Source organism: uncultured Desulfosarcina sp., assembly GCF_963664155.2.
Classification (GTDB): domain Bacteria; phylum Desulfobacterota; class Desulfobacteria; order Desulfobacterales; family Desulfosarcinaceae; genus Desulfosarcina.
In genome coordinates this window covers 903627-923813 of sequence record NZ_CAXXXH010000002.1, presented here as the reverse complement: position 1 = coordinate 923813, position 20187 = coordinate 903627, and the positions used below count along the sequence as shown (strand labels likewise).

Below are 20187 nucleotides of genomic sequence, written 5' to 3'. Positions count from 1 at the left end.
CACGTTTTTTAATATTTGAGCATGGAATAGTAGGTTCGTTGTGAGGCGGTCAGAGCATCCTGGAGCGTATATATCCCTTTTTCATTGAGCAGTGGAATCATTTTGAGGAATACTTCGCCGGTGGCGATGGCATCTCCCAGCGCATCGTGTCGTTTGACAAGGGTAACCCCCAACCGTTTGGCAATAGTGTCCAGGGTATGGTCATTGTGAGCCGGGTGGAGAATGGCAGACAGGTGCATGGTGTCTATCACCGGATTGACAAACCGGATCCCGGTCGCTTTCTCCTTCATTTGCAGCATTCGCATGTCAAAGGCGGCATTGTGGGCCACCAGCACCGTATTCTGGGCAAACCGATGAAAAAATGGCAGCACCTTTTCGATGGACGGCTTCCCTTTAAGCATTCCGTCGTCAATGCCATGATACTTGATGGATTCGGCCGGCACGGGGCGACAAGGGTCCACCAGTTGATTGATGGTCTCCGTGTGAAGCAATCGGCCGTTGACCAAACGGATGGCGCCAATGGATATAATTTCATCGCCACCTCGCGGATCCAATCCAGTGGTTTCCGTGTCAAATACCGTATAAGTGAGTTCCCCCAGCAATCGTTTGCCCATCTCGGGTGTTTGGCCGGGTTGATTAAAAAGGTCAAAATCGTAAAATTCCGGCCGGCCTTTTGGCAGCAGTGTGACGTGGCGGATATTCTCCGATACACCTTCTGATTGGACCATGGGGATGAATATCCGAAGGCAGGTTTCGTCGCCGTTCTTTTTATCGGTATGCGGCCATATTTCCGCGTGGTGGTGTTCAAAAACTTCCTTCAAGGTCAACGGATAACCTTTTTGCATCCCGGTCAATGGCAGATCACTCCACTGACGCAGGGCTTCGATTTTTACCGGTTCACCTTTCCAGATCAGGTCAATTTGAACCAAATTGCCCGGTGCAGTCAATCGAATCCGGCTGCAGTCCGAATTTAACTCTTTTTTGAGACAATCCAGGACAAAGCTGATTGCCGACACCAATGCATAGTTGTCCACACGGATCATGCACCGGGGATCGCATTCGGCGACGTCAACATCTATGTCGGCGATTGCCACGGTCCCGCTTTTAAGGGTTGAAATGAAGTCGGTGGCAAGTATCGGGGATAGTGGCCAACGGGAATTGGCAAAACTGATTGTTTCCGTTAGCTCGGTTCTCAGCAGCCGGCTCAATGACTGTGTTTCGGCGGAAATATTTCCAAGGAAATCATTTTTCTGTCCGACAGCCATGTCGGGAAACTGGATCATCAAATCGACGGTGGACCGGATTGCGGCAATAGACGAACGAAGTTTTTTTGCCATAGTCTTTAAGTGTTGATTCAATCGGCCGGCATGTTCCAACTGGAGGGTGATGTCTGAAAAAATAAGAACGAATCCGGCAAAACGTCTATCCTCGTCCAGGATCGGAAGGGTTTCCACGCGGAGTTGTCGACGGTTTTGGGTTACCACCGCAAAATGGGACGATACGTTTTCTTTTTTTTGGTCCAGCTTGCCTTGAATGTCTTTGAGGGCGTACTGAATCACGTTCCTGTCGATCAGGGAATAGATCGAACGATGCAAACCGACGAAGCCATCCGGCACCTCTTCGTGCGTTTCCCCGTCCTTCGCCGCAATGCCTGGATGTTGAACTTTGTTCAGTACCCGTTGCGCCTGCCGGTTATACAACAGAATCCGGCCCACCGTGTCACATATCAACACGCCTTGGGTCAGCTCGGCCATAATCGTGGCTAATATGTTCTTTTCCGCTTCCGTTTTCGCCTTGGCCGATTCAACCGTCCGGTCAATGATGTGTTTGGCGGATTCATATTGATCCCCACAGGTGTTGATCAACTCCGCCAGCGTCTGGATTTCACGGCCACCATCAATCTTCAAGCGATGGGCCGGGTTGACGGTATTCATTACCTGGGTTTCTTCGATGAGTTGATTCAGAGGAAGGATGTAAAAACGGAAAAACCAATCCAGGGTGAATCCGAAAGCCGCAAAAAGGAATACACCGGTGCTGAAAAAGTACCAGAACTGATCTTTTAACAGGCGCACCAACATCTGCTGTTCGGATGGGTTGATCTGCCGCCAGAAAAGTACCGCCAGGGTCACGGCAATTGCCGTTGTGAACGCCATACAGACGACAGCGAACAACCAGAATTTATTGTTCAGTTTCATCCGCAAAGAAGGTCTTTGACCTGCCTGACCACATCGGCATTGGAAAAAGGTTTGGTGATGTAGGCATCGGCCCCCAGTGTATTTCCCTTGGCAATATCCAGATCACGCGTCATTGCGGAAAGAAATACCACCTTGATTGCTTTGTTCTGCGGGTCTGATTTCAGGTTCTGACAAACCTGAAACCCATCGACATTAGGCAGCATTACATCCAGCAAAATCAGGTCAGGCAGGAAATGTTCAATAGCAGCAAGGGCGTCTTCACCACTGTGAACGACCAGCACCTCAAACTGATTTTGTTCCATCAAAAACTTCAATGGTACGGTGATGCTCGGCTCGTCATCGACTATCAGAATCTTGTTGGCCATAATAATCCATACCCTCGATTTTACAGGATTTCAAGAATACAAATGTTGTGACGACGGTTTTTGTTCCGGACGATACAGTCAATGGATGTAGGGATACAGATGCAGATAGCGGCCACAGCGCCGCCGCGGTATGATTGGGCATTGCAAAAAAGATAAAGCCGTCGACTACCCCGCAACAGGATGATGCAGCACCTCCAAATTACAAAGACAGCAGCGGTGTAGCGATGAGTTCCATAAAAACGTAGGTTAAAAAAGTGATGACAGCGACGATGACGCCGGTAATGTACATGTTGTTCAGTTTGTATTTGTTTTTATCTTTTTCATGGTAATAGACGGCGTTTGCACACTTTTCACACCAGCTTCGATCACGATTGGAAGTGAAGGTGTGGCCACACTGGCAGGTAACTGTTTTAGGTTTCAGTGACATGGTGACATCCTTTATTAAACAGAACACAGGGTAATTTTCAGTAGGCACAGGGATAGGAATCTCCCTGTGCCCACTCAGTCAGATGTTGTTTTCCGGGCATCGGCAACAAATCGTCGTCCGATGCCCGGATCAATTCACAGTAGACCGTTCGACCTACCCGAACAGCCCCCATCCAAAAGATGCGGTCCACAGGATGGAAAACACAACCAATCCAATCATCCACATATCTTCTTTCTTCATGGGTAATGCCTCCTTTACCGTTTAAGCATTTAGGCTTCTTTAATGACGATGTTGGTTTCCTTTTCGGCCCGTTCGATCTGGATTTCGCTGGTGGTGGACATTTCTGCCTTGAAGCACAGTGCCCACATCATGACGATACCCAAAATCCACCAGGCGATCTGCCAGGACCACAGCGGTGTAAACCCGGAAAAGGAGAAAGCCTTATTGCCGAGAATACAGGCAGGGCCGATGGCAAAGAAATACCAGACGGGAGTGGCGATCTTCATGACGCTGCGCCACTGTTTGCCCGATGCACTGGGCGCATCGATGTCATCAAGGAAGTTCCGGATTTCTGCCTGGCGTTTGGTGGTTTCTTCGTCATCCTTAAAACCGAGCCCGCGGCAAATATAAGCGACGACCAGGCCGGTGAAGGTGCCCCAGAAGGCGCAGTGCATGGAAAGCGGGTTTGGCCAGATCGCATAAGTAACGTACACGGCAATCATGCCGACCAGGACACCGAGAACCGCCCCGATGCGCGGGAATTTGAACCCCCAGATCACGCCTACCAGAAGGACGTACATCACGAAACCGAAGGCGGTGGCCAGGGCGCCGAGGATAACTAGGGCCGCCTTGGAGGTCATGCCCACCACCAGCGCCAGAATGGTCAATACGGTGGCAAAAACGCGGTTCATCCAGATCTGCTCGGCGTGCGAAGCTTCCTGGTTGCGGATATAGCGCCAGTAAACGTCGCGAAGGAGAATGGAGCCGCCAGTGCCGATATACGGTGCCGCCGTGGAGTGGATGGCCGCAATGGCGCCCATGAACACGATGCCCAGCATGAAGGGCGGCAGGAATTCATTCATCAGCGTGGGAACAACCGTGGCATTATTGAGATCCTGGAAGGCTGCGTGTCCGGCTAACTGTAGGACTTTTGCGCCCATTCCCTGAAAGGCGGTGAAAAAGAACAGGGCAAAGCCGACCACGAAAGTGGACATGAAGGCTTGCTGCCATGCCAGGGGTTTGGGGGACTTGATGCCGAAGGTCCACATGGTAAACGCCGGCGAGCATTGAATTCCCATCAGGGCGAACATGTAAGTGAGGATCATCACTGCTGTCCATGCATTTTCACCCGGTGCGCCACCCAAGAAGTCCACGAGATTGATCACCCGGGGCACTTCAAGGAACTTGGGATCCAGATTGGCAACTGCCGCCGAGAACCCCGACCAACCGCCGAACTGCTCTGCAGTAACCACGTACAAGCCGAGAATGACAATGCCACCCACCAGCAGAATGAACTGGATCACGCCGACCCAGGTACTGGCTTTCAGACCGCCGGTGCATACATAGAACCAGACGATGAACGCCATGAAGATGGCACCGAAAGTCACCGGGACACCGGCAATGATGTTGAACAGGGCGGCCGAAGCCATCAGCTGCACTGCCGAGTAAAACACCGAGTAAAGTACCGCCGTAATTACCACCAAAAAGCGCAGCGCCTCACTGTTGAAATAGTAGGCGTACATGTCGCCCGGGGTGACAAAACCGTAGCGTTTGCCCAACAGCCAGGTACGTTTTGAAAAGAACGTACCGGTGATGGGAATGGTTAAAACGTAAAACGACGCGAAGGCATAGGCTAGGCCATCCCGCCAGATGAGGCCCGGATGGCCGATAAAGGTCCATCCGGAAAACGATGCCGCCGTTGCTGCCAGCAGAAAGGCGAAAAAGGGAATGGATCGTCCGGCGATGGAGTAGCCGGAAGAGGTCTTTTCCGTAAAGTACCCTTTAAGCCCCCAGTAAAAACAGTAGATAATATAAAGACCCAACATGATATAAACCCACGTGGTTCCACCCATAATGTTTCCTCCTGTGCCTTTTCGTCAATGAAGTTGACCGGCCGCCAAAAAAAGTTATTGATTCTCCTGATCGCTCAGGGTGCTCCACCACCTCCTTTCATGGCTCCTTCGGGCAGGACCGGAAGCCGTTCCCGATCCAGCCCGTTTTGTTTGGAATTTTATTTTTTTACCATTTCTTTGATCTCGGCAACGATTTCGGGGTTGGCCAGGGTCATTACGTCACCCACATCGCGGTTGTTGGACAGGGCACCCAGCACCCGGCGCATGATCTTGCCGGAACGGGTCTTGGGCATATCCTTGACGATCCAGACCTTGCGCGGTTTGGCAATCTTACCGATTTGATCGCAGATCGCATCGGATATTTTCTTGGCCAGTTCGTCACTGGCAGCAAACCCGGGTTTGAGCGCGATGTAAAGATCAGGTTCCTTTCCTTTGATCTCGTGGTTGACCGGAACCACAGCGGCTTCGGCAACTTCCGGCACCACCAGGGCGGCGGATTCGATCTCCTTGGTTCCCAGACGGTGCCCGGAGACGTTAATGACGTCGTCGATGCGGCCGAGGATGCGGTAGTAGCCGTCTTCGGCCTCCACGGCGGCGTCGCCGGTGAGGTAAGGCCAATCCCGCCAATCCGTGCTTTTAGGATCCTTGCAGTAGCGGGCAAAGTAGGTGTCCACGAAACGGTCCCGATCACCCCAGATGGTCATGAACATGCCCGGCCAGGGGTTCTGGATGCAGATGTTGCCGGCCTTTCCCGCCCCTCTGGGGACCTCATTGCCGTCGTCGTCATAGATGATGGGGTGAATTCCAGGCATGCCCGGTCCGGCGCTGCCCGGTTTCATGGGGGTGATGGCCGGCAGGGTGCTGCAGAGGAACCCGCCGGTTTCGGTCTGCCACCAGGTATCCACGATGATGGCCTCTCCCTTGCCCACTTCCTTGTGGTACCATTTCCAGACTGCCGGCTCGATAGGTTCGCCCACGGTAGTCATGTGCTTGAAATGGTAGTTGTATTTGGCCGGTTCATCCGGACCGATCTTCCTCAGGGCACGGATGGCCGTGGGGGCGGTGTGGAAGATATTTACGTCCAGGTCCTGGGCGATGCGCCAGGATCGTCCGGCATCCGGATAGGTCGGGACACCCTCATACATCACCGTGGAGGCACAGTTGGCTAACGGTCCATAGACAATGTAGGAGTGACCGGTGATCCAGCCGATGTCGGCCATGCACCAGTAGACATCTTCGGGATGGATATCCTGAACGAACTTGGACGTTCCGGTGACGTAGGCGAGATACCCGCCGGTACCGTGCTGGCAGCCTTTGGGCTTGCCGGTGGTGCCGCTGGTGTACATGAGGAACAGCGGATCTTCGGAATTCATGCGCTCAGGTTCGATCCGGGCGCCGTAGTATTTTTTCAACAGGTCGTTGACGAAAAAATCGCGTCCTTCGACCATGGGGGTCTTGGCTGAGTACTTGCCGGCATAGCGCTGCCAGACCAGCACCTTATCGACTTTCTGGCCGTCTTTGGCCGCATGTTTGACTGCCACATCCGCATTCTGTTTGTGATCGAGGAGGGTGCCGCTGCGATAGTAGGCATCCATGGTAATGAGGACGTTGCTGCCCGAGTCGATGATCCGATCGGCGCAGGCGGTACCGCTGAAGCCGCCGAACACCTGGGAGTGGATCACGCCCAGACGGGCGCAGGCCAGCATGGTGATAGGCAGTTCAGGAACCATGGGCATATGCAGGGTAACCCGGTCCCCTCGTTTAAGGCCGGCAAAATCCCTGAGCAGGGCGGCGAATTCATTCACCCGCACATAGAGTTCCTGGTAGGTGATGTGTTCGTACTTCTCTTCCAGCGGTTCGGGAACGAAGTGAATGGCGGTCTTGTTCTTGTTGTTTTTCAGGTGACGGTCAATGCAGTTGTAGCTGGCGTTGATCTTGCCGCCCTTGAACCATTTGTAGCAGGGCGCATCGCTGGTATCCAGGATGGTATCCCAATATTCATACCATGTGAGCAGATCGGCATATTCTTTATAGCAATTAGGGAAATTATCCAGGCTGAATCGGTCATAAATGCCTTTGTCTGTCATGTTGGCCTGGGCGACGAACTCCGTGGACGGATAGTAGTATCCTTCTTCCTGCCAGTGTACGGCAATTTGTGCTTCTGATGTTTCGACAACTTCTTTTTCTGCCATGGGTCATTCTCCTCCGATTAAAGTTATAAGTTCAGTCGGACTGATCTGTGTCTGGCTTCTTTTCAACGTATTTCTTATGGTTTTTTGCCAAGCATCTAAAAATTCATGCCTCTCAAGCACTTGAAAAAAAGCCCCCTCCCCGTGATTTAATCCCCCCTTTCATCCCTCTTGGTTTAATGTTGTATCAAAGTAGCAAAAGAAGATGCGCCGGTTATCGCCGCATGATTCCACGAGAAAATATTTCAAAGGCGGTATCGAAGGTTTCTTTTAGAAAATCTTTTTCGCCATTGATAATTTTTTTGCTGGTTTCCCAAAGCACGATGCCTGAAAAAAGAGACCAAAGGATATCGGCAACCGCGGTTGGGTGCTTATCCACAAACACATTCTTTCGAATGCCTTCTTCGAATATATTTGCCATGACTTTCAGGGAATTCCGGCTTAGTGTTTCAATTTGGCTAAGCAGGTCGGGAGACAGGTTTTTCAGAGTTTCACTGGATTGCATGTGAAACATATTAATCAGGATAAGCGGATCGAATTCGTAAACGTCGAACATGGCTTCTTTAAGGGCGTTGAGACGCTGCGCCGCGTCGATAAACGGTTCTGCGTTCACGTGTTCCAGGCGGATCATCAGGTATTGGAGAATGCGAAGAGAAAGAGAGGCATATAGTTCATCCTTGTTTTTAAAATAAAGGTAAAGGGTGCCCGGGCTCAATTCCGCTTCTTTGGCGATATCTTCCATGGTAGCCTTGGCAAAGCCTTTGTTGGTAAAGACCCGCTTGGCAGCAACCATGATCTGTTGCCGTCGTCGTTCGCGTTCCCTCTCTTTTCTTTCCCGAATCCCCATATTAAATGAATTCCATTTATTTCTTGTAAGAGGTTATATATCTTGCCATATATTTGTCAAGTTCTATTTGTTCATATTTTTTACTTTAAACCATATTTTTTACGCATTTTTAGTTGACGGCGTAGCAAGAGCAGGCCGATTATTATGCAACTTACCGTTATTTTTATAATTTGTATTTTATTCAGGATAACAAATGACGGCAGAAATGATGACGATTTACTCTTTTTCATCATCAAAATGTATCAGGCAGATATTCGCTGACTTTCCGTTATTGGTAAAATGGACGAATTGGAATAAAGGATAGACGGCGGAGGTATTATTTAGGAAGCAGGTTGGGATGGTGAACCAGTTTTTCCAGTTCAGACTGCAGAGATTTTAGCTGTCGGCGGGAATCAACGGTCAAACTCAGACGGTAGGACTTTCCTTCAAAAAAACGAGGGGGATGGATTTGAACGTGGGGATTCAATTTGAGAGATTTCACTTTTTGGTAGTAAGACGCTTCGACCATGCTCAATTCGGGGTAGCGTTTCGCCTTCAGCATCATCCGCAGATGTTGGACTTTTTGCGGCGCGGGAAAATCCGAGTTACCTATAATTTCACCGATATCTGCCTGTTCAATCAACACGGCGATGGGAATGTCATCCCTGAAGGAGATTTCAGAAATCAATTCCAACAACTCTCGTTGGATGTTCAGCCCGGTAGTAACCTGTCGAAAAAAGCCGCAAAGGGCCAAGGCATCATCGTGTTCCAAACGGTTTATCTGCAAGGCAACGGGAAGGGCAATACTGCCTTCGATAATCGCCTCTTGCAGGGATACCGGCATCCCGGCAACCGGTATAATACGATCCATGGCGGTTTGGCTGCAGGCCAATCCCGTTGATTCGAGGATTTTGAGCCTGTCAGATGAACGGCCGGCAAATTTTTGGATCAATGCGTAGGCACGGGATTGTTCAACAACGTTCAGTTTCCGTTGAAAGGAATTGTCTGAAATGGCGATCTGGGCACAAGCTATCTTTGGAAAATCCAGATTGAGTGTTCGTGCCGGAATCTTGGTGATGCCCAAGGCCTCACAAACGGCAATTCGGCGAAATCCGCAAACAACCGTGAAGTCACGCAGCGATTTTTTAAGCACCGGTGGCTGCAAAAGACCGATGGCGCTGATAGACAGCGCCAATTCGGTTATTTCTGTATTCGTTGTTATTTTAAATGTTTGGTTCCCCGTTTCGATTTGATTCAGTGAAACGGAAGTGATTTTAAAGTCCATGAGTATCGCCGGAAAGCAACGACAGCGCCTCCACATACTTGGCACGGGTGTTGTCGATTACCATCTGGGGAATTCTGGGACCGGGGGGGGTTTTGTCCCAATCCAGCGAAAGCAGGTAATCGCGAAGATACTGTTTGTCGAAACTTTTCTGCGAGCCGCCCGGGGCATAGGTGGCCTTGGGCCAGAAACGTGAAGAGTCCGGGGTCAACACTTCATCGATGAGGATGAGCTTTCCATCCACCAGACCGAATTCAAATTTGGTATCGGCAATTAGAATACCTTTTTCACCTGCAATTTGCGCTCCTTTTTCATAGATGGCCAGCGACAGTTCTCTAACCTGTTCTGCCAACGGTGCGCCGATCCGATTAACCATCTCATCAAAATCGATATTGATATCGTGCTGGCCCACTTCCTCTTTTGTGGATGGCGTGAAAATCGGTACAGGCAGTCGATCGGATTCGACCAGTTTTTCAGGAAGTTGGATGCCGCATACGGTACCGTCTTTCTGGTAGGATTTCCAACCCGAGCCGGTAATATAGCCTCGGACCACACACTCCACGGGGAGGGGCTGGGCCTTTTTGACGACAATGCTTCGTCCCCGAAGATCCTCAGCATAAGGGCGGCAGGATTCAGGATAGCGAGAGACATCCGCAGTAATAACGTGATTGCTGACCAACGGGGCCATGATGTCGAACCAGAAGAGGGAAATCTGGGTGAGGACGACGCCCTTATCGGGAATGGGATCGGGCAGAACTACGTCAAATGCAGACATACGGTCTGTCGCTACCATTAGATAGGCATCTCCCAGATCATACATGTCTCGGACCTTGCCCCGTTGAATCAATTTCAGAGTGGGAAAATCAGTTTCTTCAATAACACGGCTCATGTCCAAAATTCCTTGTTTCGTCAAAAAAAACTGAGCTTCGGGTCGATTCAACCGATGTCCAGTACCCCATGAAGAAACGCAGGTCCTGAGAAACCATAAAATCCATCCAAAGCCCTTATGCGTTGGCGGAAATGGCGTTGAATGCATCAATGTAGCGCCGCAGGGTTTCCAAAGATGCGTCTTCAATAGCCAGAAACTGAATGCCGGACTGGTACCGGCCGGTTTCTGTGGTCCGGTTAAAAACCACTTTACCGCGAATGGTCACCATATCCTCTTTGAGGCCCACGACGACGTCCACCGTATCATTCTCGCTGAATGGCACGTGGGTTTCCAGCATGATTCCCGATTCAGAAACGTTAATCGTGCGCCCCATGCCTTGCATCATTTCCTTATCGTTTTCATCCAGATTAACATAGTTGAGCAGATAGATCGATTCCACTCTGGAGTGTTTTCTCTTTTCGTTCATGGGGTTCACCTTTTTCCCGATGGTAAGGGGTTACCGATGCCGGATACGACCATTCATACACCCTGCCGACCATTTGCATCCACAGCTGCCGCATTTTTGGAAGCCGGGGAACTGCAAACGATGTCTGCGGTAACAGACATGCAGGTGGCCATATTGTCCACAATGTTTTTAAACGTTGTCGAAAGCCGGTTGTATTCTTTATGCAGCGATACGGCTTCGATCTTGGCGATTTTGATATTTTCAGACCCATAAATGGATGCACCTTCAGGCTCCTGCCCCAAGTGCAGAAAAGGCACATCTCCAAAAAAGTCGCCTTTGTAGAGATGGCACAGCACAACCGGGCCATTTTCGGTGTTTCGGACCACGGATGCCCTGCCCTGTTTAACCACGTAAAGCTGCTCCTCTTCAGTCTTTGCCTGTCTGATGAGCACCTTTTTATCTTTGAGAATATCGGCGGTCTGAACGTTCCCGTTATGGTATTCCACGATGCGTTCGGTCAGTTGCTTAAGCCGTTTGTCCAGACTGGTTAAAAATGTCCTGAATTCCAGAGACATGCCGGCATATTCCTGGGCCAGACGCTGAGAATCCAGAACCCCCAGTTGGACATTGCCCACGGCAACGGCAGTGGCTGTACGGATGTGCCCCTGGAGCAGAAAAGATGCCATACTGCCGATAAAAGAGCCGTCGCCGATGCGGATGATGGGAATGGTGCCCGAATCCACCTCTTTGACGATATCGACAACACCTTCCAATATCACCCAGATCCAGCTGCCATGCTTTCCCTCTTCCACGATATGCTCACCATCGAAAAAATCCTCTTCATCGACCACGTACATGTAATCGACGAGTGGGCCCTTAACGATGGCGGTCTTGGAAAGCAACCGTTTCATATCGGCGGCTTTGTCGGTGGAAATGGCCGGTCCTACTTTCTTAATATGACCGTCATCAAGAAGTTTCATGCCTTCCAGGATGATTCCCATCCGGCTTTTGGTGATTCGCTTGTCGGCCAATATGGCCTCTCGAGTGAATTCAAAGGACCCGTTAACCCATCCAAAAAGGGAGTAGAGGGCATCGAGGCCGTCGATATCTCCATTTTGGGCATTGATCGGATTGCCCTCGATAAAATAGATAAACCCGGGATCCGGTGCATAGCGGTTGATCAGACGGAGCACACCCGTGCTGCCGCTTGAACCAAGAAGCTGAATGATGTCTCCCAAAGAGAGGAAGCCGAGGCTTCCCGATAGTGCCACACTTTCATTCATCGGTAGGACCGGCCCCTACTTTGCCCACTTGAATTCTCTTTGCAAGGATTTCAGTGTTTCCATTAAACAAGCCTTTAGTGTCACTCCCACCCCGGTACCTTTCATGGCACTGCCTGGGAAAGAAGGTACTTTCAGTTGCCGGTTCAAGTCACGGTCCATCTGTTCGATGGACATGAGTGGAATTCCCTCATCCGCAAGGTCTCTTTTATTGTACTGCATGATAAGGGGAACCTTGAATATACTTTTGCCATATTCCTTTAGATTGCTTTGAAGATCCTTCAAAGAGATCATGTTTTTCTCACGACGCACTTCCAAAGAATCCGCCACGAAAACGATGCCGTCAACACCACGCAAAACAAGCTTCCGCGTCGAGCTGTATTTGACCTGGCCGGGAACGGTGTAAAGCTGCACCCGGATGTCGCATCCTTTTATTTTTCCCAATCCGATGGGTAGAAAGTCGAAAAACAGGGTGCGGTCCCCTTCCGTGTTGATTGAAACCATCTCACCGGTCACCTGTTTTTTGTATGATTTGAAGACATATTCGAGATTCGTTGTCTTGCCACACCGACCTGGCCCATAGTATACGACCTTACACTCGATTTCCCTTTTCTTCAGGTTGAAAATGGCCATAAAGATTATCCTTAGCTGATGTAATGATGTAAGCGCTGGAGACCTTGTTTAGCCGCAATACGGTATCCGCATGCATAGATTGACTGCAGCGTTCATAAATCGTCAGGTGCTTTTAATTTTTAGGTCAAGGCAAAAATCGCCCTGTTTGGGTCCGGAATTGATCTGCGTTTTGTTGGCAACCACAGCCGTTCCCTTGAACATGGCAATGGGTGAGTAAAACTGGATGTCGTCCAGGCTATCTCCATTTTTCAACTCGTCGATCAAGGTTTTGTCATTCTTCGAAATGATCAGGCTCAACATGCCGCCGGACTGGAAATTGACATCGAACTCGACCATTTTCCCCTTAAAGGTGCCGCTGGTAAACGTAATGCCGATGGAGGTGATATCCAGGATTTCCTCTTCGGGTTCGGGCATGCTGAATTCAATGCCCCCGGAATCGGCGGCATTGATTTCATCCCTCTCGCTAACCGGCACGGGAAGGGATTTATCGATGCCTTTTCGATCGATGATCGGTTGAAGATAGGCCCTGATGGACTCCAGTTGATGGCCGGTAAACAGGTCTCCGGAAAGCCATTGATGGTACTGGTCGATGGCATCGTCCACAGAAGCGATAGCCATCTTGCATCGAATAATATTCTTACCTGCATCCACCCGGTACACGTCGTCTTTCAGCAAGGCTTCCAATTCGGTAATGGCCCTTTCGAATTGACCGAATTTGGCCAGGGCAACGGCTTTTTGCAGGTCGTTTTCACCGAACAGGCTTTTAATCAGGTTCTGCCCCTTTTCAGACAATTCAGGAGAGGTGGGGCCGGTTTCCACTTTCTCCGTCTTTTTTTCAAGGGATTGAATCTTCACCGAAATAGCTTTCAGAAGGCTATCCTTGTTCTTAAGCTTGTCGATCTTGTGGATCATGGCTGACGCCGCATGGTACTTATCCTTTGCTTCGGGAAAGAGACCCTGGGCGCGATACAATTCGGCTTCATTCAGCAGGGATTTGATTTGCAGGCTGATGTCCATTCACGATCCTGTTTTTCGCTGGCGGCCTTACGGTAGTTCTGCCGTCCCCATCGTGTCGGGAGGGGAAATGCCGCAAAACGGAATGCTTGTTTTTACTTTTTCTTTTTCCCACCGCAATCGGCGTGAAATGATTCCCAATTAACCTAATGTTTTGTCACAGTGGGTGTTTTATCCTGTTTGCCCTTTTATTGTCAACATTTGAGAACTAACTTCTTATAAAACAAACATATTGACATTGAGCGGCTGTGTGTTATCAAGTTTTTTTCTTTCTCGTACAAATTCAAAAAATCGAAATATTAACCCGTTAACCCCAAAAGGAGCTTGTTATGGACAAAAAAGTTACCGTTGTCGGCGCCGGAAATGTGGGTGCCACCGCTGCTCAGCGACTGGCTGAAAAAGAGCTTTGCGATGTGGTGCTGGTGGACATCGTCGAAGGCGTTCCCCAGGGAAAGGCCCTCGACTTGACAGAGGCAGCGCCCATCGAAAAACACGATGCCAAACTAACCGGCACCAATGGATATGAAGCTACCGAAGGATCGGACATCGTCATCATCACCGCCGGTATCCCCCGCAAGCCCGGCATGAGCCGGGATGACTTGATCAGCACCAATGCCGGAATCATCAAAAGTGTTACCCTGCAGATTGCAAAATATTCTCCGGACGCCATTCTGATCATTGTCAGCAATCCTCTGGACGCCATGTGCCACGTGGCCTTTGATGCTTCCGGGTTTCCCAAGAATCGGGTTCTAGGTATGGCCGGGGTGCTGGATTCAGCCCGATTCCGGGCGTTTATTGCGATGGAACTGAATGTGTCCGTAGAAAACACCCACGCTTTCGTACTGGGCGGTCATGGGGACACCATGGTTCCCCTGCCCCGCTACTCCACCGTAGCCGGAATCCCCATCACCGAACTAATGGCCAAGGATCGCATCGATGCATTGGTGAAGCGTACCGCCAACGGCGGGGCTGAAATCGTCGGTCTGCTCAAGACCGGCAGCGCCTATTACGCACCGGCTTCCGCCGCTGTGGAAATGGCTGAAGCCATTTTGAAAGACAAGAAAAAGGTGCTGCCGTGCGCTGCCTATCTCCAAGGCGAATACGGAATCAACGACCTGTTTATCGGCGTACCCGTCAAACTGGGAAAAAACGGCATGGAACAAGTGATCGAAATCACACTGACCGAGGACGAAAAGGTTGCGCTGATGAAATCCGCAGCGGCCGTCCAGGAGTTGAAAAACGACCTGGCCAAGCTAGGTTAAGGCATGTTTAATGGCTTCGGCCATCCTGGCATTAATACCGGGCAGTCCACGAAGTTCATCTACGGTGGCTGCCCGGATTTTTTTAAGGCTGCCGAAATGCTTCATCAGCAGGCGCTTTCGTTTGGGTCCCACCCCAGGGACGCCGTCCAGTGATGATTGTAGCATCTTCCGGTTCCTCTGTTTACGCTGAAAGGTCACGGCAAAGCGATGAGCCTCATCCCGGATCTGCTGAAGCAGCAACAATAGTCGGCCATCCGCACCCAGATTGATGGGATTAGTTCGATTCGGCAAATAGATCTTATCTTCGGTTTCTTCTTTCTCCACATCCTTTTTGGCAATGCCGGCGATGGCAAACCGCCCTGTCAGACCCAACTGGTCTATCACTGCAACGGCAATATTCAGTTGCCCTTTTCCGCCGTCCACCAGTAGCAGGTCCGGTTCAGGGTTGGACGATCCGAGCTTTCCGTACCTCCGGAAAAGCACTTCGGCCATGCTGGCATAATCGTCCGGGGAAGATACCGTGCGGATGGTGTAATGGCGGTAGCCGGCCTTGTGGGGTCGGCCATTCACAAAAACCACCATGGCAGATACCGGGTTGGTGCCAGCCAGATTGGAATTGTCAAAGCATTCGATGCGTGCCGGTAGTCGGTCCAGGCGTAGCCGCCGCTTCAGTGCCTCGAGTACGGCTGATTCAAGGGTCGCTTTCTGGAGCCGCTCGCGAAGTATATTTTCTGAATTGCTTTCAGCCATTTCAAGAAGGCGTCGTTTTTCACCCCTTTGGGGTTTCCGAACCCTCACCCGCCTCAGTCTCCATTCCGACAGGGTTTCTTCCAGCAGCGTGTTATCCTCCGGCAGTTCCGGTACCAGCACCTCGACTGGAATCTCGTGGGTCTGCTGGTAATACTGCACCAGGAACTGCGCCACCAGTTCACCTTTTTCGGGCGCGGCATGGATAATTTCAAAATGCCGGACCCCCTGCAGAAAACCGCGACGAAGGGTCATTACGGTCACCAACCTGAAGTCACTGCTGCCGCTGATGCCGATCACGTCGCGATCCAAAAAGTCGGTGGTTACGGTCACCTGGCGCTCTAATGTTTTTTCCAGGGCAACCATCCGATCCCTGAGTGCCGCCGCGGTTTCAAATTCCTGTTCAGCAGAAGCTTTTAGCATGAGGCGGCGCACCCGCCTGATCAATTCCGGTGTATGCCCCTTTAAAAAAAGCATCACTTCTTTAACAAGCCCCCGGTATACCTTCGCGTCGACCGCCAGACAGCAGGGTGCCAAACATTGACCCATCTGATGGTGAATGCACGGCCGGGTCCGATGGTTCAAGGTGCGATCGCTGCATTTTCGTAACGGGAACGTTTTGTTGATCAGTTTGACCGTCTGCCGCACGGCGTGGGCGGATGAAAAGGGGCCGAAATAGACAGCGCCGTCTTTGGGTGTTTTTCGGACGATTTCAATTTTGGGATAGGGTGCGTTGATGTCGATTCGAATGGAAGGATAGCGTTTATCGTCCTTGAGTACCACATTATATCGGGGCCGGTGTCGCTTGATCAGGTTGGATTCAAGGATCAGCGCTTCTTTTTCAGAAGCGGTAACCACGGTTTCGATGTCAGCCACTCGGGCGACCATGATGGCCGTTTTTGCGCTGTGGGTCTCCTGGCGCTGGAAGTAGGATGCGACCCGTTTTTGCAGATTGATGGCTTTGCCCACATATATGATTTTCCCGCTGGATTCTTTCATCAGATAGACGCCGGAACTGTCGGAAATGGATTGAATGATTCCGGTAAGATGATTCGATGAATTGGACCGGTCAGGCGGTTGTTTCATGGCGGTCACCAACGTTATGATTCAAACAGCAGCCGTTTCTTAAGTACCTTAATCCTGTCCCGAATCAAAGCTGCCTTTTCAAAAGCCAAGTCTTTTGCCGCAGATTGCATTTGGGCTTCCAGATCTCGGATGGCAGATTCGATGTTGTCCTGCGGTCCAAACGCTACCGGCGCCTCAGCCACCTGGATCGTTTCGGTTTTCGGCGAGTTATAGGCCATGTCAAATATATCGGTAATGGTCTTGTGAACGGATCGCGGGGTGATGTGGTGAATTTCATTGTATTGCTGCTGGATGGTCCGCCTTCGGTTGGTTTCCTCGATGGCCTGTTTCATAGAAGCGGTAATCCGGTCGGCATAAAGGATCACGGTGCCGTTGATGTTTCTGGCCGCTCGGCCGAAGGTTTGAATCAGTGATCGGGCAGATCGTAAAAAGCCCTCCTTATCCGCGTCCAAAATGGCCGCAAGGGATACCTCGGGTATATCCAGGCCCTCTCGCAGCAAATTGATGCCGATCAGAGCATCAAACTTGCCCGTCCGCAGATCGCGGATGATGTCCATGCGTTCCATAGTTGAGATGTCAGAGTGGAGGTAGCGCACAGCAAGACCCATGTCCGTATAATATTCGGTCAGGTCTTCAGCCATCCGTTTGGTCAACGTGGTTACCAGAATTCGCTCCCCGCGCTGCTGCCGATCTCGGATCTCGCCATACAGGTCATCCACCTGATTGCCTGCGCTCCGCACATGTACGACCGGGTCGATGAGGCCGGTTGGCCTTACAATCTGCTCTACGACGCGACCTTTCGAGGCAGTCAGTTCATATTCCGCCGGGGTGGCGGACACATAGACGATTTGGTGGACGCGTTGGGACCACTCCTCGAACTTGAGCGGTCGATTGTCCAGAGCCGAGGGTAATCGGAAGCCATAGTTAACCAATGTTGTCTTGCGGGAACGGTCTCCTTTATACATGGCCCGAATCTGGGGTAAGGCGATGTGGCTTTCATCCACAAAAATGAGGAAATCCTTGGGGAAATAATCAAGCAATGTCGGCGGCGGCTGACCGGCCAAACGGCCGGTCAGGTGCCGGGAATAGTTTTCGATGCCGCTGCAATAGCCAATTTCCTGGATCATTTCCAGATCGAACCGGGTGCGCTCTTCGATGCGCTGGGCTTCAATCAGCTTATTTTCATTTCGGAAAAAATTAACGCGTTCCTTCAATTCCTGAACAATGGTTTTGGTGGCCCGTTCGAGCGTCGCTTTGCGCGTAACGTAGTGGCTCGCCGGAAACAGGGTAACCTTCTCCAGCTGCCGGCGGGGGGTTCCTTTCAACGGATCGAACTCGAAGATCTGTTCGACCTCATCCCCGAAATAATCGATGCGGACCGCCGTATCCTCTTCGTAGGCGGGAAAGATTTCCACCCGATCCCCCCGCACCCGAAAAACACCGCGGTGGAAATCCGTGTCATTGCGCTGGTAGTGGATGCTTACCAACTGGTAGAGCAGCCGCTCCCGGGGAATATCCATGCCAGCCGCGATGTCGATGCGCATGGAGAGGTAATCCTCCGGCGCACCCAGGCCAAAAATGCAGGAGACGCTGGCCACCACCACCACATCCGATCGAGACAGCACGTTGCGGGTGGCTGAATGGCGCATTTTATCGATCAATTCATTGATGGAAGAATCTTTCTGGATATAAGTATCGGTGGTGGGGATATAGGCTTCCGGCTGATAATAGTCGTAATAGCTGACAAAATACTCGACGGCATTTTCCGGAAAAAGGTGGCGGAATTCGTTGTACAGCTGGGCGGCCAACGTTTTGTTTGGCGCCAGAATCAACGACGGCCGGTTTACCGTGGCGATGATATTGGCCATCGTAAACGTTTTTCCGGACCCGGTAACTCCTAGCAGAACCTGGTTTCTTGTACCACTGCGGATCTGTTCCGAAATTGTATGGATGGCCTGGGACTGGTCCCCGCAGGGTGTAAAATCCGATACGAGATTAAACGATGACATGTGGAATTAGGTGGCTGCTTTCCAATGGGTTCCGTCGTCCTTGTCCTCGAGGAGGATCCCGGTCTCTTCCAACTGATCCCTGATTTCGTCGGCCCGCTTCCAGTCCTTGTTTTTCCGGGCAGCGGCACGTTCGGCCACTAGTAAATCGATGGCTTCGGCAGAGATGGCCAAATTCCGGAGCTGGCTGTCGGCCCGCTTTTCAAAAAAAGAATGCCATGGTAGTTGGAGGATTCCCAGGATATGGGCCATTTGCATCAGATCGGTCATCAGGGTCACCAACGCACCCTTGGCCTTCAGGGACCTTTTGTCCTCATCGAGTATCCGGTTGGCTTCTTTGATCAGGTTAAAAAGGATACCGACACCTTTGGCCGTGTTGAAGTCATCGTCCATGGCTTCGCAGAAGGCCTGCCAGTAATTTCCTGCGGCCGTGGCCCCGTCTGCGTCGGCGAGGCCGGCTTCCTGGTCCAGCCGTTTAAGCACACCATAAATTTTATCCAGCGCCTTTTCCGATTCTTTCAGATTCTGGTCCGAAAAATCAATGGGACTGCGATAATGACTTGAGAGCAGGAACAGTCGGACGCTCTCGGGATGGTAAGATTCAAGTATATCCTTGACCATCAGAAAATTGTTCAAAGATTTGGACATTTTTTCGTTGTCGATGTTCACGAATCCGTTGTGCATCCAATAACGGGCGAAAGGTCTGCCATGGGCCGCCTCGGATTGGGCGATCTCGTTTTCATGGTGGGGAAATATCAGATCCTTGCCGCCACCGTGAATATCAAAGGTTTCGCCAAGAAACCGGCTGCTCATGGCCGAACATTCAATATGCCATCCCGGTCGCCCCTCGCCCCAGGGGCTTGGCCATGACGGTTCACCCGGTTTGGCGGATTTCCAAAGGACGAAGTCAAACGGGTTGCGCTTGTTTTCGTTGATCTCGACCCGGCTGCCGGCAACCATGTCGGTCAGTTTGCGGCCGGAAAGCTTTCCGTAGTCCTTGAAGGTTTCCACCGCATAGAACACATCGCCGTCGGCCAGGTAAGCGGATTTTTGGTCCACCAGGGTCTTGACGATGTCGATGATATCCTTGATGTGTTCGGTGACCCTCGGCTCCCGGTCGGCCCGCATGACATTCAGCGCATCCATGTCACGATGGAATTCGTTGATATATTTTTCCGCCAGTTGGCCCGCATCCATGCCAACGGTGTTAGCCCGGTTAATGATTTTGTCATCCACATCCGTAAAATTGCGAACGTAGGTGACCTGATAATCCATGGCCCGCAGGTATCGAACTACCACGTCAAATACTACCACCGAGCGGGCATGCCCCACGTGGCAGGAGTCATAAACGGTCGGGCCGCAAACATAAATTTTGACCTGACCGGGAACCATCGGCTCAAATATCTCTTTTGATTTTGTCAACGTGTTGTATATACGCATAGCCATCTGTAGGGAACCTCGCGCGATGG

16 protein-coding genes and 1 pseudogene are annotated in these 20187 nt (G+C 51.1%); 1 reads left to right on the top strand and 16 read right to left on the bottom strand.

Features of this window, described 5'->3' with window-relative positions; translation table 11 throughout:
• Positions 1-8: 8 nt before the first annotated feature.
• The 13 genes and pseudogenes from ACHZBS_RS28285 to ACHZBS_RS28225 all read right to left on the bottom strand — a co-directional run bounded on the left by ACHZBS_RS28285 (position 9) and on the right by ACHZBS_RS28225 (position 13620).
• On the bottom strand, positions 9-2195 hold the full coding sequence (locus tag ACHZBS_RS28285) for an exonuclease domain-containing protein (RefSeq protein WP_319409887.1): 2187 nt from the start codon (positions 2193-2195) through the stop codon (positions 9-11).
• Positions 2192-2560 (bottom strand): response regulator, encoded by a 369-nt coding sequence (locus tag ACHZBS_RS28280; RefSeq protein ID WP_319409886.1) that lies wholly within the window; start codon positions 2558-2560, stop codon positions 2192-2194. The genes ACHZBS_RS28285 and ACHZBS_RS28280 overlap by 4 nt, the downstream gene beginning before the upstream one ends.
• 199 nt (positions 2561-2759) lie before the next feature.
• Positions 2760-2987 carry a hypothetical protein gene (locus tag ACHZBS_RS28275; RefSeq protein ID WP_319409885.1) on the bottom strand — a complete coding sequence of 76 codons (228 nt, stop codon included), beginning with the start codon at positions 2985-2987 and terminating at the stop codon, positions 2760-2762.
• A 269-nt stretch (positions 2988-3256) separates the two neighbouring features.
• Complete coding sequence (locus ACHZBS_RS28270; protein ID WP_319409884.1) at positions 3257-5059, bottom strand: sodium:solute symporter family protein; 1803 nt, start codon at positions 5057-5059, stop codon at positions 3257-3259.
• A gap of 158 nt (positions 5060-5217) precedes the next feature.
• Positions 5218-7251 carry an acetate--CoA ligase gene (gene acs / locus ACHZBS_RS28265; protein ID WP_319409883.1) on the bottom strand — a complete coding sequence of 678 codons (2034 nt, stop codon included), beginning with the start codon at positions 7249-7251 and terminating at the stop codon, positions 5218-5220.
• Between the two features lie 211 nt (positions 7252-7462).
• Positions 7463-8095 (bottom strand): TetR/AcrR family transcriptional regulator, encoded by a 633-nt coding sequence (locus ACHZBS_RS28260; RefSeq protein WP_319409882.1) that lies wholly within the window; start codon positions 8093-8095, stop codon positions 7463-7465.
• A 316-nt stretch (positions 8096-8411) separates the two neighbouring features.
• Positions 8412-8945, bottom strand: coding sequence for a hypothetical protein (locus ACHZBS_RS28255; RefSeq protein ID WP_319409881.1), 534 nt, complete (start codon positions 8943-8945; stop codon positions 8412-8414).
• Between the two features lie 225 nt (positions 8946-9170).
• A pseudogene (locus ACHZBS_RS28250) lies at positions 9171-9359 on the bottom strand (ParB N-terminal domain-containing protein); the annotation flags it as partial.
• Positions 9349-10245, bottom strand: coding sequence for a phosphoribosylaminoimidazolesuccinocarboxamide synthase (locus tag ACHZBS_RS28245; protein WP_319409879.1), 897 nt, complete (start codon positions 10243-10245; stop codon positions 9349-9351). The gene ACHZBS_RS28245 and the pseudogene ACHZBS_RS28250, both read right to left, overlap by 11 nt.
• A 115-nt stretch (positions 10246-10360) precedes the next feature.
• Positions 10361-10711 (bottom strand): PilZ domain-containing protein, encoded by a 351-nt coding sequence (locus tag ACHZBS_RS28240; protein ID WP_319409878.1) that lies wholly within the window; start codon positions 10709-10711, stop codon positions 10361-10363.
• A 53-nt stretch (positions 10712-10764) separates the two neighbouring features.
• Positions 10765-11973, bottom strand: coding sequence for a cyclic nucleotide-binding domain-containing protein (locus ACHZBS_RS28235; RefSeq protein ID WP_319409877.1), 1209 nt, complete (start codon positions 11971-11973; stop codon positions 10765-10767).
• A gap of 15 nt (positions 11974-11988) precedes the next feature.
• Positions 11989-12603 (bottom strand): GTPase domain-containing protein, encoded by a 615-nt coding sequence (locus ACHZBS_RS28230; protein WP_319409876.1) that lies wholly within the window; start codon positions 12601-12603, stop codon positions 11989-11991.
• A 102-nt stretch (positions 12604-12705) separates the two neighbouring features.
• Positions 12706-13620: a hypothetical protein gene (locus tag ACHZBS_RS28225; RefSeq protein WP_319409875.1), complete on the bottom strand. Its 915-nt coding sequence runs from the start codon at positions 13618-13620 to the stop codon at positions 12706-12708.
• A 326-nt stretch (positions 13621-13946) separates the two neighbouring features.
• Here ACHZBS_RS28225 and mdh point away from each other — a divergent pair, with 326 nt between their 5' ends.
• Positions 13947-14879 (top strand): malate dehydrogenase, encoded by a 933-nt coding sequence (mdh, locus tag ACHZBS_RS28220; RefSeq protein ID WP_319409874.1) that lies wholly within the window; start codon positions 13947-13949, stop codon positions 14877-14879.
• On the opposite strand, the gene uvrC is transcribed toward mdh, so the two are convergent.
• The 3 genes from uvrC to cysS are packed head-to-tail and all read right to left on the bottom strand — an operon-like array spanning position 14871 to position 20164.
• Positions 14871-16712, bottom strand: a complete 1842-nt coding sequence (uvrC, locus tag ACHZBS_RS28215; RefSeq protein ID WP_319409873.1) for an excinuclease ABC subunit UvrC — start codon at positions 16710-16712, stop codon at positions 14871-14873. The two genes, mdh and uvrC, sit on opposite strands and share 9 nt — an antisense overlap.
• Before the next feature lie 14 nt (positions 16713-16726).
• Positions 16727-18721, bottom strand: a complete 1995-nt coding sequence (uvrB, locus tag ACHZBS_RS28210; protein ID WP_319409872.1) for an excinuclease ABC subunit UvrB — start codon at positions 18719-18721, stop codon at positions 16727-16729.
• Between the two features lie 6 nt (positions 18722-18727).
• Entirely contained in the window at positions 18728-20164 is a 1437-nt protein-coding gene (gene cysS / locus ACHZBS_RS28205; protein ID WP_319409871.1) for a cysteine--tRNA ligase, read from the bottom strand.
• Positions 20165-20187: the final 23 nt, after the last annotated feature.